Annotated in this window: 15 protein-coding genes and 5 tRNA genes; 8 read left to right on the top strand and 12 right to left on the bottom strand. The window is 54.7% G+C overall.

The features are described 5' to 3' along the window. The first annotated feature begins 15 nt into the window (after window positions 1-15). The 6 genes from modF (at window position 16) to gpmA (ending at window position 6,968) form a co-directional block, all read left to right on the top strand. Window positions 16-1,488 (top strand): molybdate ABC transporter ATP-binding protein ModF, encoded by a 1,473-nt coding sequence (gene modF, locus ACQG1Y_RS07085; protein WP_414234599.1) that lies wholly within the window; start codon window positions 16-18, stop codon window positions 1,486-1,488. Between the two features lie 201 nt (window positions 1,489-1,689). After that, a complete protein-coding gene (gene galE, locus ACQG1Y_RS07080) occupies window positions 1,690-2,706 on the top strand; it encodes a UDP-glucose 4-epimerase GalE (RefSeq protein ID WP_003858554.1) in 1,017 nt (338 codons plus the stop codon). A gap of 9 nt (window positions 2,707-2,715) precedes the next feature. Then, window positions 2,716-3,762, top strand: coding sequence for a galactose-1-phosphate uridylyltransferase (galT, locus tag ACQG1Y_RS07075; protein ID WP_017384954.1), 1,047 nt, complete (start codon window positions 2,716-2,718; stop codon window positions 3,760-3,762). A gap of 2 nt (window positions 3,763-3,764) precedes the next feature. Beyond that, window positions 3,765-4,913, top strand: coding sequence for a galactokinase (gene galK / locus ACQG1Y_RS07070; RefSeq protein ID WP_368740466.1), 1,149 nt, complete (start codon window positions 3,765-3,767; stop codon window positions 4,911-4,913). Beyond that, window positions 4,907-5,950 carry a galactose-1-epimerase gene (gene galM, locus ACQG1Y_RS07065; protein ID WP_032647749.1) on the top strand — a complete coding sequence of 348 codons (1,044 nt, stop codon included), beginning with the start codon at window positions 4,907-4,909 and terminating at the stop codon, window positions 5,948-5,950. Before galK ends, galM begins: the two co-directional genes overlap by 7 nt. Window positions 5,951-6,215: 265 nt before the next feature. Continuing rightward, window positions 6,216-6,968 (top strand): 2,3-diphosphoglycerate-dependent phosphoglycerate mutase, encoded by a 753-nt coding sequence (gene gpmA / locus ACQG1Y_RS07060; protein ID WP_006809557.1) that lies wholly within the window; start codon window positions 6,216-6,218, stop codon window positions 6,966-6,968. A 61-nt stretch (window positions 6,969-7,029) separates the two neighbouring features. Here the strand turns inward: gpmA and aroG are convergent, their stop codons facing one another. Continuing rightward, window positions 7,030-8,082, bottom strand: a complete 1,053-nt coding sequence (gene aroG, locus ACQG1Y_RS07055; RefSeq protein ID WP_003858564.1) for a 3-deoxy-7-phosphoheptulonate synthase AroG — start codon at window positions 8,080-8,082, stop codon at window positions 7,030-7,032. A 304-nt stretch (window positions 8,083-8,386) separates the two neighbouring features. Between aroG and ACQG1Y_RS07050 the strand changes: the two genes are divergently transcribed. Beyond that, a complete protein-coding gene (locus ACQG1Y_RS07050; RefSeq protein ID WP_017384957.1) occupies window positions 8,387-8,746 on the top strand; it encodes a protein YbgS in 360 nt (119 codons plus the stop codon). Window positions 8,747-8,845: 99 nt separating this feature from the next. Beyond that, on the top strand, window positions 8,846-9,784 hold the full coding sequence (gene zitB / locus ACQG1Y_RS07045; RefSeq protein ID WP_015571102.1) for a CDF family zinc transporter ZitB: 939 nt from the start codon (window positions 8,846-8,848) through the stop codon (window positions 9,782-9,784). Here the strand turns inward: zitB and pnuC are convergent. The 11 genes from pnuC to tolA all read right to left on the bottom strand — a co-directional run bounded on the left by pnuC (window position 9,781) and on the right by tolA (window position 16,437). Continuing rightward, window positions 9,781-10,500: a nicotinamide riboside transporter PnuC gene (gene pnuC, locus ACQG1Y_RS07040; protein ID WP_017694131.1), complete on the bottom strand. Its 720-nt coding sequence runs from the start codon at window positions 10,498-10,500 to the stop codon at window positions 9,781-9,783. The two genes, zitB and pnuC, sit on opposite strands and share 4 nt — an antisense overlap. Before the next feature lie 22 nt (window positions 10,501-10,522). Beyond that, entirely contained in the window at window positions 10,523-11,566 is a 1,044-nt protein-coding gene (nadA, locus tag ACQG1Y_RS07035; RefSeq protein ID WP_017384960.1) for a quinolinate synthase NadA, read from the bottom strand. A gap of 230 nt (window positions 11,567-11,796) precedes the next feature. Beyond that, window positions 11,797-11,872 (bottom strand) — tRNA-Lys (locus ACQG1Y_RS07030). A gap of 31 nt (window positions 11,873-11,903) precedes the next feature. Continuing rightward, window positions 11,904-11,979: transfer RNA gene (locus tag ACQG1Y_RS07025), tRNA-Lys, on the bottom strand. Between the two features lie 41 nt (window positions 11,980-12,020). Further along, window positions 12,021-12,096, bottom strand: a tRNA-Lys gene (locus ACQG1Y_RS07020). Between the two features lie 3 nt (window positions 12,097-12,099). After that, window positions 12,100-12,175, bottom strand: a tRNA-Val gene (locus ACQG1Y_RS07015). A 27-nt stretch (window positions 12,176-12,202) separates the two neighbouring features. Next, window positions 12,203-12,278 (bottom strand) — tRNA-Lys (locus ACQG1Y_RS07010). Window positions 12,279-12,439: 161 nt separating this feature from the next. After that, the gene (gene cpoB / locus ACQG1Y_RS07005; RefSeq protein ID WP_003858574.1) at window positions 12,440-13,228 is read right to left on the bottom strand and encodes a cell division protein CpoB; all 789 of its coding nucleotides are present in this window, start codon (window positions 13,226-13,228) and stop codon (window positions 12,440-12,442) included. A 9-nt stretch (window positions 13,229-13,237) separates the two neighbouring features. Beyond that, window positions 13,238-13,759 (bottom strand): peptidoglycan-associated lipoprotein Pal, encoded by a 522-nt coding sequence (gene pal, locus ACQG1Y_RS07000; RefSeq protein ID WP_003858578.1) that lies wholly within the window; start codon window positions 13,757-13,759, stop codon window positions 13,238-13,240. Between the two features lie 34 nt (window positions 13,760-13,793). Continuing rightward, window positions 13,794-15,086 (bottom strand): Tol-Pal system beta propeller repeat protein TolB, encoded by a 1,293-nt coding sequence (tolB, locus tag ACQG1Y_RS06995; RefSeq protein WP_017384962.1) that lies wholly within the window; start codon window positions 15,084-15,086, stop codon window positions 13,794-13,796. A gap of 100 nt (window positions 15,087-15,186) precedes the next feature. Next, window positions 15,187-16,437, bottom strand: coding sequence for a cell envelope integrity protein TolA (gene tolA, locus ACQG1Y_RS06990; RefSeq protein ID WP_047057813.1), 1,251 nt, complete (start codon window positions 16,435-16,437; stop codon window positions 15,187-15,189). Between the last annotated feature and the right edge of the window lie 12 nt (window positions 16,438-16,449).

The raw sequence follows: 16,449 nt of genomic DNA, 5'->3' as shown, positions 1-16,449 counted from the left end.
AAAATGGGATAACACATGTCATCATTGCATATTTCGCAAGGCACGTTTCATCTTAGTGATATCCGTACCTTATCGCTGCCAGAGTTAACCCTTCGCGCCGGAGAAAGCTGGGCGTTTGTGGGCACGAATGGCAGCGGAAAATCCGCGCTGGCCCGCGCTCTGGCAGGCGAATTAACCCAACTGAAGGGTGAACGTCGGTGCACCTTTACCCGGCTGACGCGCCTTTCCTTCGAACAGCTGCAAAAGCTGGTCAGCGATGAGTGGCAGCGTAACAATACCGATTTGCTCAGCCCCGGCGAAGAAGATACCGGCCGCACGACGGCGGAAATTATCCAGGATGAGATAAAAGATCCTGCCCGCTGTCAGCAGCTGGCGGAGCAATTTGGCATTACCGCCCTGCTTAATCGCCGCTTTAAATACCTTTCAACCGGTGAAACGCGCAAAACGCTGCTGTGTCAGGCGCTGATGAGCGAGCCGGAACTCCTGATCCTGGATGAACCGTTTGACGGACTGGATGTGCAATCCCGCGCGCAGCTGGCAGTGTTGCTGGCGTCGCTTAACCAGCAGGGATACACGCTTGTGCTGGTTCTTAACCGATTTGATGAGATCCCGGATTTCGTACAGTATGCGGGCGTGCTGGCGGACTGTAGCCTGACCGAAACCGGCGAGAAAGCCGTACTGCTTCGGCAGGCGCTGATTGCGCAGCTGGCCCACAGCGAGAAACTGGACGGTATTGCCCTGCCGGAGCCGGATGCGCCTTCGGCACGCCACGGGCTGGAGCCTGACCAGCCGCGCATTGTGCTGCGCGATGGGGTGGTTGCTTACGACGATCGCCCTATTCTTAATCACCTCAGCTGGACGGTTAATCCTGGTGAGCACTGGCAGATCGTCGGCCCCAACGGAGCGGGTAAATCCACGCTGCTGAGCCTGATCACCGGGGATCACCCGCAGGGATACAGCAACGATCTCACCCTGTTCGGACGTCGCCGCGGCAGCGGGGAAACCATCTGGGATATCAAAAAGCACATCGGCTATGTCAGCAGCAGCCTGCACCTGGACTACCGGGTGAGCACCACGGTGCGAAATGTGATCCTCTCTGGCTTCTTCGACTCCATTGGTATTTATCAGGCGGTATCCGACAAGCAGCACAAGCTGGCGCAGCAGTGGCTGGATATTCTGGGTATGGATAACCGGGTCGCCGATGCGCCATTCCACAGCCTGTCGTGGGGGCAGCAGCGGCTGGCATTGATCGTCCGCGCGCTGGTCAAGCACCCTACGCTGCTGATTCTTGACGAACCGTTGCAGGGGCTGGATCCGCTCAACCGTCAGCTGATCCGCCGCTTTGTGGATGTCCTGATTAGCGAAGGTGAAACCCAGCTGCTGTTTGTGTCCCACCATGCTGAAGATGCCCCTTCCTGCATCACCCATCGGCTGGAATTTGTCCCTGACCGCGAGCAATACCGCTACCTGCTGAGCAAAATCGATTAACGCGTGGAGGGCGCTGCCCTCCGCTTTTCAGACAACCTGCAACAATACATCTCTATCTCTTTGATCTACAATGCACTCAGTCTGTGAAAAAGCGCGTGTGAAAACCAGTGTAAACGATACCACTATTTTATCCCATGTCACACTTTTCGCGTCTCTGATATGCTATGGTTAATTCATACCATAAGCCTAATGGAGCGAAATATGCGAGTTCTGGTAACAGGTGGTAGCGGTTACATAGGAAGTCATACCTGTGTGCAACTGCTGCAAAGCGGCCACGATGTCGTCATTCTTGATAACCTGTGCAACAGTAAGCGCAGCGTGCTGCCGGTCATTGAACGCCTTTCGGGTAAACAGCCGACTTTCGTGGAAGGCGACATCCGCAATGAAGCGTTGATGACTGAAATCCTTCACGATCACGCGATTGAAACCGTTATCCACTTCGCGGGCCTGAAAGCGGTTGGCGAATCGGTGGCAAAACCGCTTGAGTACTATGACAACAACGTTAACGGTACCCTGCGTCTGATCTCCGCCATGCGAGCGGCCAACGTTAAAAATTTTATCTTCAGCTCCTCCGCGACCGTCTACGGCGATCAGCCAAAAATCCCTTACGTTGAAAGCTTCCCGACCGGTACGCCGCAAAGCCCGTATGGCAAAAGCAAGCTGATGGTAGAGCAGATCCTGACCGACCTGCAAAAAGCTCAGCCTGAGTGGAGCATCGCCTTGCTGCGCTACTTCAACCCGGTCGGCGCGCATCCGTCAGGTGATATGGGCGAAGATCCGCAGGGCATTCCTAACAACCTGATGCCGTATATCGCGCAGGTTGCCGTAGGGCGCCGCGATTCCCTGGCGATTTTTGGTAACGATTATCCCACCGAAGATGGCACCGGCGTGCGCGATTACATTCACGTCATGGATCTGGCCGACGGCCACGTGGCGGCGATGCAGCAGCTGGCGGATAAACCGGGCGTGCATATTTACAACCTCGGCGCCGGGATCGGCAGCAGCGTGCTGGACGTGGTGAATGCCTTCAGTAAAGCCTGCGGCAAGCCGGTGAAGTATCACTTCGCTCCCCGCCGGGATGGCGACCTCCCGGCTTACTGGGCCGATGCCACCAAAGCGGATAAAGAGCTTAACTGGCGTGTCACCCGCACGCTTGATGAAATGGCACAGGATACCTGGCACTGGCAGTCGCGCCATCCGCAAGGCTATCCAGATTAAGGATTTGTCATGACGCAATTCAATCCCGTCGATCACCCGCATCGTCGTTTTAACCCGCTCAGCGGGCAATGGATTTTAGTTTCACCGCATCGCGCCAAGCGCCCCTGGCAGGGCGCGCAAGAGACGCCGGCTAAACAGACGCTGCCGCAGCATGATCCGGACTGTTTCCTCTGCCCGGGCAATACGCGCGTGACGGGCGATAAAAACCCGGACTACCAAGGCACCTTCGTGTTTACTAACGACTTTGCCGCGCTGATGACCGATACGCCGGACGCGCCGGAAAGCCATGACCCGCTGATGCGCTGCGAAAGCGCCCGCGGCACCAGCCGCGTGATCTGCTTCTCGCCCGATCACAGCAAAACGCTGCCGGAGCTGAGCGTGGAGGCGCTGAAAGAGGTGGTCAGCACCTGGCAGGCGCAAACCGCAGAGCTGGGGCAGAGCTATCCCTGGGTGCAGGTGTTCGAAAACAAAGGCGCGGCGATGGGCTGCTCCAACCCGCATCCGCACGGTCAGATCTGGGCGAACAGCTTCCTGCCGAATGAAGCCGAGCGTGAGGACCGACTGCAAAAAGCATATTTCGCCCAGAACGGTTCGCCGATGCTGGTGGATTACACCCAGCGTGAGCTGGCGGATGGCAGCCGTACCGTGGTGGAAACCGAGCACTGGCTTGCGGTGGTCCCTTACTGGGCGGCGTGGCCGTTTGAGACGCTGCTGCTGCCTAAAGCCCATGTTCAGCGCATTACCGAACTCAGCGACGCCCAGCGAGACGACCTTGCGCTGGCGCTGAAAAAACTGACCAGCCGCTACGACAACCTCTTCCAGTGCTCCTTCCCCTACTCCATGGGCTGGCACGGCGCGCCGTTTAACGGCGAAGAGAATCAACACTGGCAGTTACATGCACACTTCTACCCGCCGCTGCTGCGTTCTGCGACGGTACGTAAATTCATGGTGGGCTATGAAATGCTGGCGGAAACCCAGCGTGACCTGACGGCGGAACAGGCGGCAGAACGTCTGCGTGCCGTTAGCGACGTCCATTACCGCGAATCAGGAGTCTAAAAATGAGTCTGAAAGATAAAACACAATCCCTGTTTGCTGAAAAATTTGGCTACCCTGCCACCCATGTTATCCAGGCGCCAGGCCGCGTTAATCTGATCGGCGAGCACACCGACTATAACGACGGTTTTGTCCTGCCGTGTGCCATCGACTACCAGACGGTGATCAGCTGCGCGAAACGCGACGATCGTCATGTGCGAGTGATCGCCGCGGATTACGGCAACGAAATTGACGAATTTTCCCTCGATGCGCCGATCGTGACCCACGACAGCCAGCAGTGGTCGAACTATGTTCGCGGCGTGGTGAAGCACCTGCAAAAGCGTAACAAGAATTTCGGCGGGGCCGATCTGGTGATCAGCGGCAACGTGCCGCAGGGGGCGGGATTAAGCTCTTCCGCATCGCTGGAAGTGGCGGTCGGCACCGTGTTCCAGCAGCTTTATCATCTGCCGCTGGACGGGGCGCAAATCGCCCTCAACGGTCAGGAAGCGGAAAACCAGTTCGTAGGCTGCAACTGCGGCATTATGGATCAGCTGATTTCCGCGCTGGGCAAGAAAGAACACGCTTTGCTGATTGACTGCCGCTCCCTCGGGACCAAAGCGGTTCCACTGCCTAAAGGGGCGGCTGTGGTGATCATCAACAGCAACTTCAAACGCACCCTGGTGGGCAGCGAGTACAACACCCGTCGCGAACAGTGCGAAACCGGCGCGCGCTTCTTCCAGCAGCCAGCCCTGCGTGATGTCTCACTTGATGAATTTAACAAGGTTGCCCACGAGCTGGATCCGGTTGTCACGAAGCGCGTGCGCCATATACTGACGGAAAATACCCGCACCGTAGAAGCCGCCTCCGCGCTGGCGAAAGGTGACCTGAAACGGATGGGCGAGCTGATGGCCGAATCGCATGCCTCCATGCGTGACGATTTCGAAATCACCGTGCCGCAAATCGACACCCTGGTTGAAATTGTGAAAGCCACGATTGGCGACAAAGGCGGCGTGCGTATGACCGGCGGCGGATTTGGCGGGTGCGTCGTCGCCCTGGTGCCGGAAGAGCTGGTCCCTGCCATTCAGGACGCGGTGGCTAAACAGTACGAAGCCAAAACGGGCATCAAAGAAACTTTCTATGTCTGCAAAGCATCACAAGGAGCCGGACAGTGCTAAACGAAACACCAACACTCGCACCGGATGGTCTGCCGTATCGCCTGTTAACCCTGCGCAACAGCGCCGGGATGGTGGTTACGCTGATGGACTGGGGCGCAACGTTACTTTCTGCCCGCGTACCGATGCCTGACGGCAGCGTGCGCGAAACCCTGCTTGGCTGCGCATCGCCGGAGCAGTATATCGAGCAGACCGCTTTTCTGGGCGCATCCATAGGCCGCTACGCTAACCGCATCGCCAGAAGCCAGTTTACGCTGGACGGCGTAACGTATTCCCTGCTTGCCAGCCAGGGCGAAAATCAGCTACACGGCGGCCCGGAAGGGTTTGATAAACGTCGCTGGAAGATTGTGCAGCAAAATGACGGTGAGGTCTGGTTCTCTCTGGACTCCCTCGATGGAGACCAGGGCTTCCCGGGCAATCTCACCGCAACCGCGCGCTTCACCCTGACCGAAGATAATCGCATCGCCATTGAGTACCGCGCGACCGTCGATAAGCCGTGCCCGGTCAATCTGACTAACCACGCCTATTTCAACCTTGACGGTAATCAGACCGATGTCCGCAGCCACAAACTCCAGATCCTGGCGGATGAGTATCTGCCGGTCGATGAGATGGGTATCCCTTATCAGGGGCTGAAACCGGTAAGCGGAAATAGCTTTGATTTCCGTCAGCCGAAAACCATTGCTCAGGATTTCCTGAGTGATGACGATCAGCGCAAGGTGAAAGGCTACGACCACGCGTTCCTGTTGCAGGCAAAAGGCGATCTTTCTCAACCTGCCGCACAGATCTGGTCTGCTGATGAGAAGTTACAGATGACGGTCTACACCACCGCCCCCGCCCTACAGTTCTACTCCGGTAACTATCTGGAGGGTACCACGGCGCGTGAACATGACGCCTACGGCGCCTGGCAAGGACTGGCGCTGGAGAGCGAGTTCCTTCCGGACACGCCTAACCATCCTGAATGGCCGCAGCCGGACTGCGTGCTACGTCCGGGTGAAGAGTACGTAAGCGTCACCGAGTATCATTTCATTCCGCGCGCTTAATGTCCGGCGGCGCACGGGCCTACGAATATAGGCCTGATAAGCGAAGCGCCATCCGGCAAAAAAGACTGGCCCTCATCGCGAGGGCTTTTTTATCTCCGCCTTGCTGAAAATAGCGGCGATCGCAGACAAAATCATAACCCTGGATTCACATGCATCTTACACTCTCGAACTATTTTCGCTATGGTTAGGGTTAAGCGTTGCTGCTGGCACAGTCACGGCAATATAATGAGAATTGTTATCATTCAAAATGCTTGAGGAGTAAGAAATGGCTAATACTAAGCTTGTCCTGGTGCGCCACGGCGAAAGCCAGTGGAACAACGAAAACCGCTTCACCGGTTGGTATGACGTTGATCTGTCCGAGAAAGGCGTGAGCGAAGCAAAAGCGGCAGGTAAACTGCTGAAAGAAGAAGGCTTCACCTTTGACTTTGCTTACACCTCTGTGCTGAAACGTGCCATCCATACCCTGTGGAACGTTCTGGACGAGCTGGATCAGGCCTGGCTGCCGGTTGAGAAATCCTGGAAACTGAACGAGCGTCACTACGGTGCGCTGCAAGGTCTGAACAAAGCGGAAACCGCAGAAAAATACGGTGACGAGCAGGTTAAGCAGTGGCGTCGTGGTTTTGCGGTCACGCCTCCAGAGCTGAGCAAAGATGACGAGCGCTACCCGGGCCACGATCCGCGTTACGCGAAGCTGACTGAGGCTGAACTGCCGCAGACCGAAAGCCTGGCGCTGACCATCGACCGCGTTGTGCCTTACTGGAACGAAACCATTCTGCCACGCCTGAAAAGCGGCGAGCGCGTCATTATCGCTGCTCACGGTAACTCCCTGCGTGCGCTGGTGAAATACCTGGACAACATGGGTGAAGATGAAATCCTCGAGCTGAATATCCCTACCGGCGTGCCGCTGGTGTACGAGTTCGACGAAAACTTCAAGCCAGTTAAACATTACTACCTGGGTAACGCCGACGAAATCGCTGCAAAAGCGGCGGCCGTGGCGAACCAGGGTAAAGCGAAGTAATATTCGCCGGACATAAAAAAAGCGTGGAGCAATCCACGCTTTTTTATTGCCCGGGACAAACTTAGCCGCGACGCGCTTTAACCGCATCCGCCAACTGACGCAGGATCGCATCGGTATCGTCCCAGCCAATGCAGGCATCCGTCACGCTCTTACCGTAGACCAGCGGCTCGCTGCCCTCCAGGTTCTGGTTGCCTTCCACCAGATGGCTCTCAATCATCACCCCAATCACTGCGCGTTCACCGCTGGCGATTTGCTGACACACATCTGCGCCGACTTCCATCTGCTTTTTAAACTGTTTGCTGGAGTTGGCATGGCTGAAATCGATCATCACCTGCGGTGCCAGACCCGCTTTCTCCAGCCCTGCTTTTACCTCCGCTACGTGTTTAGCACTGTAGTTAGGCTCTTTACCGCCGCGCAGTATGATATGGCAATCGCCATTACCGCTGGTATTCACGATAGCGGAGTGGCCCCACTTGGTCACCGACAGGAAGCAGTGCGGTGCGCCAGCCGCATTAATGGCGTCAATAGCGACTTTAATGGTGCCATCAGTGCCATTTTTGAACCCCACCGGGCATGACAGGCCAGACGCCAGCTCACGGTGAACCTGAGATTCCGTCGTACGCGCGCCAATAGCGCCCCAGCTCATCAGGTCAGCCAGATACTGCGGGGTGATCATATCGAGGAATTCTCCGGCAGCAGGCAGCCCGCTGTCGTTGATCTCCAGCAGCAGCTTACGCGCAATGCGCAGGCCGTCGTTGATCTGGAAACTGTTGTCCATATGCGGATCGTTGATCAACCCTTTCCAGCCCACGGTGGTACGCGGTTTTTCGAAATAAACGCGCATCACGATTTCCAGTTCGCCTTTCAGCTCTTCACGCAAGGCGAGCAGACGCGACGCATACTCTTTGGCCGCAGCAGGATCGTGAATGGAGCACGGCCCAATGACTACCAGAAGACGATCGTCGCTACCTTTCAGGATCTTGTGGATCGCCTTGCGGGCATGAGACACCGTGTTGGCGGCATTTTCGGTGGCGGGGAATTTTTCAAGGAGCGCTACGGGAGGTAATAACTCATTGATCTCTTTAATGCGTAAATCGTCGTTCTGATAATTCATCTTCTTTCCGGCTCTGCCATATCTTTAGTAATGAAAGCAATCCTTTCAATCTAACTTGTCGGCCACGAAGTGTAAACGGGCTTTTACACTTCGCGCAGATAATTCCTGGAATTCGCCTAAAATACACAACAAAATAGCGAAAAATGAGATCTCGCCTAAGCTTTTTACTTGTAACGACTGTTTTTAAATATTTATACGCGATTCCATCCTGACATAAATCAGGAAACTGGGATCTTTCGCCACTGAACAAGATGCACTGTTGGAGAATGTTATCCAGCGTAACGATAAGAACAGGAGCACCATGATGAAAATGACGAAACTGACTACGCTTTTCCTGACGGCAACCCTTACTCTGGCAAGCGGTAGCGTACTGGCTGCTGACGCAGGCTCATCCGGCAGCAATGGCGACGCTAATGCCGCTGCCGAAGCGGGCCAGGTTGCGCCGGATGCAAAACAGAATATTGCGCCAAACAATGTTGATAACAGTAATATCAACACGGGCAATACCAACACCGGCGGGACGAGCACAGGCACGATGAACCATGAGGGTATGACCACCGACGAGGTTCATAAAAACTCTGTGTGTAAAGACGGGAAATGCCCGGACCCGAATGACAAAGTAGGCAGCGATGCCAATACCAAAACGGACGGTACTACCCAGTAACCTTCCGTAAGGTAAAACAGGGAGAGCAAATGCTCTCCTTTTTTATTTAAGCTCTTAAAAACGCTAAACTAAAAATAATAATAAATCAGGAACGATACCATGGCGCACTCCCACTCCCACTCCCACTCCACTGGCGATGAAAATGCCAAACGGCTTCTGCTGGCTTTTGGCGTCACTGCCACCTTTATGATAATTGAGGTAACAGGCGGGCTGATATCCGGATCGCTGGCGCTGCTGGCCGATGCCGGGCATATGCTGACCGACGCTGCCGCGCTCCTGTTTGCTCTGCTGGCCGTGCAGTTTGCCCGTCGCCCTCCCAATACCCGCCACACCTTTGGCTGGCTCAGACTGACCACGCTTGCCGCCTTTGTGAATGCGATTGCACTGGTGGTCATTACTCTTCTTATCGTCTGGGAGGCTTTTCAGCGCTTTCGGCATCCACAACCGATAGCCGGGACGACAATGATGGTTATCGCCATTGCCGGGTTGGTCGCCAATATTCTGGCGTTCTGGATATTGCACCGCGGTAGCAGTGAAAAAAATCTGAACGTACGGGCCGCGGCGCTTCATGTGCTGGGCGATCTGCTGGGTTCCGTAGGGGCCATCGTAGCCGCGCTGATCATTATGGGCACGGGCTGGACCCCTATCGACCCGATTCTTTCCGTGCTGGTATCGTGCCTTGTATTACGCAGTGCCTGGCGGCTGTTGAAAGAGAGCGTCAATGAGCTGCTGGAAGGCGCTCCCACGTCGCTGGATATTGGCGAGCTAAAACGCAATCTGTGTCGTTCCATTCCTGAAGTCCGTAACGTTCACCACGTTCACGTCTGGCTGGTGGGTGAGAAACCGCTTATGACGCTGCACGTTCAGGTTATTCCGCCCCACGATCACGATGCGTTGCTTGAACGTATTCGGCACTTCCTTGAGCATCACTACGAAATTGCGCACGCCACCATCCAGATGGAGTATCAGCCATGTAACGGGCCAGACTGTCACCTGAACGAGGCGCAGTCCGGCCACTCACACGCCCATCACCATTAACGGGAAAGCGCGCGCGAGCCACGCTCACGCGCGCTGTTAATCCACATGCGGCTACCGTTCAGGGCAATGACCGTCAGCAGCATGTACTCCAGCGACATGGCATAAACACCCTGGCGGGCAAAAATCACCACGCTAATGACGTTGATGACCACCCACAGCAGCCAGTTCTCAACGTATTTACGGGTCATCAGGATCATTGCGGCAATCGACAACACCATCATGCAGGAATCCCAGAACGGGAAGGCATCCGGCTGAAGCTCAGGCATCGTCACGTTTAATCCCAGACCCGACATGACCGAGACCGCCACGCGCGTCAGGAAGGCAAATACCGGATCAATAAAGACGGTCATAAAGCCGATAGCTACCACGCAGGCCGCGAACCAGGTGATGGCTTTTGGCAACGGCAGCCAGCGGATTTGCAGTTCCGCCTCCTGCTGACTGTTTTGCCGAGACCAGGCGTACCAGCCATAGATATTGGCTGCGAAGAAGAACAGTTGTAGAAGCAGGCTGGCGTAGAGCTGGATCTGGAAGAAGATGATCGCAAACAGCGTGACGTTTATCAGCCCGAACGCATAGTTGCTGATCTTCTCAAGGCTGGCCAGCCAGATACAGAGTAAACCGGCCAGCGTACCCACCGCTTCAATCCACGACAGGTCATAGCCGCCCGCACCAATCGGGATATGAACCAGGATGTTCTGTGTGCTAAAAAAATCCATTTTTTCTCCGGGGCGTAATAAGTTAAGTACGTAGTGTAGCCGCAAAATCCAGCATACGGTTAAGTGGAATTAACGCGCCTTCACGCAGAGCGGCATCCACGTGGATCTCATGCGCTGCGCCACCGTTTTCCAGCCCCTCCGCAATCGCTTTGAGCCCATTCATCGCCATCCACGGGCAATGCGCGCAGCTTCGGCAGGTCGCCCCTTCTCCGGCGGTCGGCGCTTCGAGCAACGTTTTTTCCGGCACGGCCTGCTGCATCTTGTAGAAGATACCGCGATCGGTCGCCACAATGAGCTGCTTGTGTGACAGGGTTTTCGCAGCATGAATGAGCTGGCTGGTTGACCCGACGGCATCCGCCATGTCGACGATGGACTGCGGGGATTCCGGGTGCACCAGAATCGCGGCGTCCGGGTATAACCCTCTCATGCGCGTCAGGGCCTGGGTCTTAAACTCGTCGTGAACGATACAGGCGCCCTGCCAGCACAGCACATCCGCACCGGTTTGTTTTTGTACGTAGTTTCCCAGGTGACGATCGGGCGCCCAGATGATTTTCTCCCCCAGGCTGTCCAGATGCTCAATCAGCTCAACGGCGATACTGGAGGTCACTACCCAGTCTGCCCGGGCTTTCACCGCCGCAGACGTGTTGGCATAGACCACCACGGTACGATCAGGGTGGGCATCACAGAAGGCGGTGAACTCATCAATCGGGCAACCGAGGTCAAGGGAGCATTCGGCATTCAGCGTCGGCATCAGTATGGTTTTTTCCGGGCTGAGAATTTTTGCCGTTTCGCCCATGAAGCGCACACCTGCAACCAGCAGCGTGGAGGCAGGATGTTTTGCACCGAAACGCGCCATTTCCAGGGAGTCTGAGATACAGCCGCCCGTCTCTTCTGCCAACTGCTGAATTTCCGGGTCGGTGTAGTAATGCGCCACCATCACCGCATCACGCTCTTTAAGCAGGCGCTTAATTTTTTCACGATAGAACTGTTTTTCATCCCGGCTTAGCGGAGCGGGCTTCGGCGGGAAGGGATAGATTGCGGTTTCGGGATCAAACATCACACTCATTATGGCTTCTCGTTTTACTGGCTTAACAATATTGCCTTTGTTTTGCATGAGATAACAAAAATGAGGCAATGGTGTTTTGTATACTAAACAAGATAGCGAATTTGAGGGGGAATGTCATCGGGAATTGATGCCGGTAGCATCTGTCGGGTGGCGGCTTCGCCTTACCCGACCTACAAGGCACTGGCGAACGACAGATAGCAAAAAGGCGCCTTTAGGGCGCCTTTCAACAATGGTGGGTCGTGCAGGATTCGAACCTGCGACCAATTGATTAAAAGTCAACTGCTCTACCAACTGAGCTAACGACCCCTTGCGGGATGTACTTCAAATCTATTCAGGCTGGTGGGTCGTGCAGGATTCGAACCTGCGACCAATTGATTAAAAGTCAACTGCTCTACCAACTGAGCTAACGACCCGTTCGGGTGTTGCCTGAATTATCACTCGGAACCAATAAAATTGGTGGGTCGTGCAGGATTCGAACCTGCGACCAATTGATTAAAAGTCAACTGCTCTACCAACTGAGCTAACGACCCGAGTGGTGGGTGATGACGGGCTCGAACCGCCGACCCCCTCCGTGTAAAGGAGATGCTCTACCAACTGAGCTAATCACCCACTCTGTACTGCCAGAACTGCTTTAAGTGGTGGGTCGTGCAGGATTCGAACCTGCGACCAATTGATTAAAAGTCAACTGCTCTACCAACTGAGCTAACGACCCACTTTTGCGCTGCTTTCACGTTGTTTGATATCCCGTGGCAACGGCGGCATATATTACTGATTTAAGAATTCTGCGCAACAAAAATTTCGATGAAGATCACTTAACTGCTTAGGAATCATGCTGCACGACCAGAAATGACGCGATTTCTGGTCATGCGATAATCAACCCATCGAACTTAAACGTTTTTGCGCTTGTTTGGCGCCGTCTGTACCCGGGAATTTTGCAACCACCTGCTGATAAACCGCTTTGGCTTTTGCAGTGTCGCCTTTGTCCTGCATGATCACGCCGACTTTATACATCGCATCAGGCGCTTTCGGTGATTTCGGGTAATTTTTCACCACAGAGGCAAAATAAAACGCCGCATCATCCTTTTTACCCTTGTTGTAATTCAACTGACCCAGCCAGTAGTTCGCATTTGGCTGGTAAGTGGAATCAGGGTACTTCTTAACGAAGTTCTGAAACGCAACGATAGCATCGTCCTGGCGCGATTTGTCCTGCACCAGGGCAATGGCCGCGTTGTAGTCCGTATTCGCGTCACCGCTCTGTACAGGCGCACCAGACGACGCGGAGGCATCTGCCGCAGGTGCAGGCGTTGCCGCACCGCTTTGATCGCCTGCTGCTGGCTGTGCTGCTGCTCCGCCGCTGTTCAGGCTATCCATCTGCAACAAAATTTGCTTCTGGCGCTCCACAACCTGATTAAGCTGATACTGACTCTCCTGGATCTGACCACGAAGGGAATCAATATCATTCTGGTTATCGGAAAGCTGCTGCTGGAGTTGAGTTAAAAGCTGGCTGTGAGCGTTAGAAATACGCTCGAGTTGAGTGACCCGGTCTTCTACCGAGCCTGAGCCGACACTACTGATTGGTGCCTGAGCAAAAGCGGCCCAGGGGGCCGCTATTCCAACCAGTAACGACAGACTCATCAGATGATGTCTGAAGTTACTGCTCATGCAATTCTCTTAGTAAACGAGTACGGCACGACGGTTTTTGGAGTAAGCCGCTTCGTCGTGACCCAGTACTGCTGGTTTTTCTTTACCGTAAGAAACGATGGAGATCTGGTCAGCAGAAACGCCTTTACCCTGGAGGTACATTTTAACAGCGTTTGCACGACGTTCACCCAGGGAGATGTTGTACTCTGGAGTACCACGTTCGTCCGCATGACCTTCTACGGTGACTTTGTAAGACGGGTTGCTACGCAGGAAGTTTGCGTGCGCATCCAGCATTGCAGCGAAGTCAGAACGGATGTCGTATTTATCCAGATCGAAGTAAACGATGTTGTTCTGCTGTAACTGCTGCATCTGAAGACGCGCTTGCTCTTCAGAAGACATATTGCCATTGCCGTTAGCGTCCATACCGGTGCCGGCACCCATCATGCCTTCGCCGCTCTGGTCATTGCTTGCATTCTTGTTAGAAGAACACGCTGCGATTGCCATAACAGGCAGAGCGATCATCAGCCCCTTCAGCACTTTGTTCAGTTGCATTTCTAAGATTCCTTTAGTAATCAATTAATTATTATTACAGATACGGCGACCAGGCAGGTGATTTTACCTGTCCATCAGTTGCCGGAAGACGCGCTTTGAAACGCCCATCTGTAGAAACCAGATTCAGCACGGATCCCATCCCCTGAGAAGAGCTGTAGATTACCATGGTGCCGTTAGGTGCCAGACTTGGCGTTTCATCCAGGAACGTTGACGACAGTACTTGTACGCCCCCCGTTACCAGATCTTGTTTGGCAATGTGCTGCTGACCACCCGCAGTACTGACCATTACCATCGTTTTACCATCGGCACTGACGTCAGCATCCTGGTTCTGAGAACCTTCCCAGGTAATACGCTGCGCTGCTCCGCCGTTGATATTCACTTTATAAACTTGTGGACGACCTGCCTGGTCAGACGTAAAGGCCAGATTCTGGCTGTCCGGGAACCAGGTTGGCTCAGTGTTGTTGCTACGACCATCCGTGACCTGACGGATCTGACCAGAACCAATATCCATCACGTACAGGTTCAGGCTACCGGTTTTAGACAGGGCAAACGCCAGTTTGGTACCGTCCGGAGAGAACGCAGGCGCACCGTTGTGACGCGGGAATGACGCAACCTGACGCACAGCACCGTTAGAGAGCGTCTGGATAACCAGCGCGGAACGGCCGCTTTCGAAGGTCACGTACGCCAGCTTAGAGCCGTCCGGAGACCATGCCGGAGACATCAGCGGCTGTGGTGAACGGTGTACGGTGAACTGGTTGTAGCCATCGTAATCAGAGACGCGCAGCTCATAAGGGAACTGGCCGCCGTTGGTCTGTACTACGTACGCGATACGAGTACGGAACGCACCTTTAATACCGGTCAGCTTCTCAAACACTTCGTCACTCGCCGTATGGCCTGCGTAACGCAGCCACTGCTTGTTCACCTTATACGTGTTTTGAGCCAGAACGGTACCCGGCGCACCGCCGGTATCCACCAGCTGATAAGCAACGTTATAGCCGCCGTCTGGCGCAGGAGTAACCTGTCCGACAACCACGGCATCAATACCCAGTGCAGACCATGCAGCAGGTTGAACTTCCTGAGCGGTACCAGGCTGCTGCGGCAGACGAGAACGATCTAAGGGGTTAAATTTACCGCTGTTACGCAGGTCAGCTGCAACAATGCCGCCAATATCTTCAGGCGCAGCGCCCGGGCCTGCCCACTGGAACGGAACGACACCGATTGGACGCGCTGAGTCGTTCCAGTCGGTAATGTCGATGCTTACTGTGGCATGCACTGCTGACGTCAACAGTACTAAAAAACCAAAAGCTAATCGTAATGCCTGCTTCATCATATCTCCCTTATCCGAACAATAAGTCCTGGATAATTTAGCAGAAGGTTAACAAACTCAAATACACAAAACTATCAGAACCCGATAACCGCAGCTCTGCTTATGGCTTAAAGTTCAGCGAAGCGTCTTTGAACACTTCATAGACAGCCTGTGACGGAGGTTTTGGCAGTTTTGCCTGATTCACTGCCACAAGTGCAGCCTGGCATAACGCTTCATCTCCCCCTTCGGACTCAACGCTCAGCACCATACCATCCGTAGCCAGTTTAATATGCAGTCGGCAGGTTTTCCCGGTATAGAGCGATTTATCGTTAAGTCTGCTGGCAATAGCCGCAGCAATCTGATTCTTATAGTCGTTGATCTCAGCGCCAGAAGCACCGTTGTTCTTAGTGTTACCGCTTCCCGCCGGGGCTGCATTACTCCCTTTCGCCCCACCGCCCGTTTTCGGTGCATTCTTACCAGAACTCAGGTCGCCAATGATATCGTCAGCGGTGGCTGCTTCAGCGGCAGCTTTTTCAGCAGCGGCCTTCCTGGCAGCGGCTTTTTCAGCGGCAGCTTTCTTGTCGGCTGCGGCTTTTTCGGCAGCAGCTTTTTTATCAGCCGCAGCTTTTTCAGCGGCAGCCGCTTTTTCAGCCGCAGCCTTCTCGGCAGCAGCCGCTTTCTTCGCAGCATCGGCAGCAGCTTTCTTCTCTGCTTCCTGAGCGGCTTTCTTCGCGGCTTCTGCTTCCGCTTTCTTCTGGGCATCAGCAGCGGCTTTCTTCGCAGCTTCTGCTTCCGCTTTTTTCTGAGCATCAGCAGCGGCTTTCTTCGCAGCTTCTGCTTCCGCTTTTTTCTGAGCATCAGCAGCGGCTTTCTTCGCCGCGTCAGCCGCTAATTTCGCCTGTGCGTCAGCCTGCGCTTTTGCATCAGCCGCGGCTTTGGCTGCCGCCTCTTCCGCCTGCTTCTGCTGTTCCTGCGCCTTCTTCGCAGCGGCTTCAGCCTGCTTCTGCTGCTCTGCCTGCTCTTTCGCCGCTTCCTGCGCCTGCAAACGCTCTTTCTCAAGCTGCTTCAGACGTTCCTGCTCGGCGGCCTGCTTTTCACGCAGCTCTTCCGCCTGCTGTTGCGCCTGTTTTTCTCGCTGCTCTTCAGCACGTTTAGAGCTCGCCTGCTGCTGTTGCTGACGATTATAGTTCTGAACGATCGCACCGGGATCCACCATGACGGCGTCGATAGACGAGCCCCCACCGCCGCCTGATGCATCAAGGTGCTCATCGAACGAACTCCAGATCAGCGCTGCAAAAAGAATTACGTGCAGCACTGCGGAGACGATTATCGCTCGCTTAAGCTTGTCGTTCTGTTCGGTTGCCTTTGACACTATCGGTTCCCA

The organism is Enterobacter cloacae complex sp. 397G4, from assembly GCF_050031515.1.
Lineage (GTDB): Bacteria > Pseudomonadota > Gammaproteobacteria > Enterobacterales > Enterobacteriaceae > Enterobacter > Enterobacter hormaechei_C.
Note: the sequence above shows the minus strand (reverse complement) of the source record. Positions and strands in the feature narration are given on the sequence as shown.

Bases quoted from the DNA above. Each gene is read 5' to 3' on its own strand.
- modF (WP_414234599.1), top strand. From the start codon at position 16: ATGTCATCATTGCATATTTCGCAAGGCACGTTTCATCTTAGTGATATC.
- galE (WP_003858554.1), top strand. From the start codon at position 1,690: ATGCGAGTTCTGGTAACAGGTGGTAGCGGTTACATAGGAAGTCATACC.
- galT (WP_017384954.1), top strand. From the start codon at position 2,716: ATGACGCAATTCAATCCCGTCGATCACCCGCATCGTCGTTTTAACCCG.
- galK (WP_368740466.1), top strand. From the start codon at position 3,765: ATGAGTCTGAAAGATAAAACACAATCCCTGTTTGCTGAAAAATTTGGC.
- gpmA (WP_006809557.1), top strand. From the start codon at position 6,216: ATGGCTAATACTAAGCTTGTCCTGGTGCGCCACGGCGAAAGCCAGTGG.
- aroG (WP_003858564.1), bottom strand. From the start codon at position 8,082: ATGAATTATCAGAACGACGATTTACGCATTAAAGAGATCAATGAGTTA.
- ACQG1Y_RS07050 (WP_017384957.1), top strand. From the start codon at position 8,387: ATGAAAATGACGAAACTGACTACGCTTTTCCTGACGGCAACCCTTACT.
- zitB (WP_015571102.1), top strand. From the start codon at position 8,846: ATGGCGCACTCCCACTCCCACTCCCACTCCACTGGCGATGAAAATGCC.
- pnuC (WP_017694131.1), bottom strand. From the start codon at position 10,500: ATGGATTTTTTTAGCACACAGAACATCCTGGTTCATATCCCGATTGGT.
- nadA (WP_017384960.1), bottom strand. From the start codon at position 11,566: ATGAGTGTGATGTTTGATCCCGAAACCGCAATCTATCCCTTCCCGCCG.
- cpoB (WP_003858574.1), bottom strand. From the start codon at position 13,228: ATGAGCAGTAACTTCAGACATCATCTGATGAGTCTGTCGTTACTGGTT.
- pal (WP_003858578.1), bottom strand. From the start codon at position 13,759: ATGCAACTGAACAAAGTGCTGAAGGGGCTGATGATCGCTCTGCCTGTT.
- tolB (WP_017384962.1), bottom strand. From the start codon at position 15,086: ATGAAGCAGGCATTACGATTAGCTTTTGGTTTTTTAGTACTGTTGACG.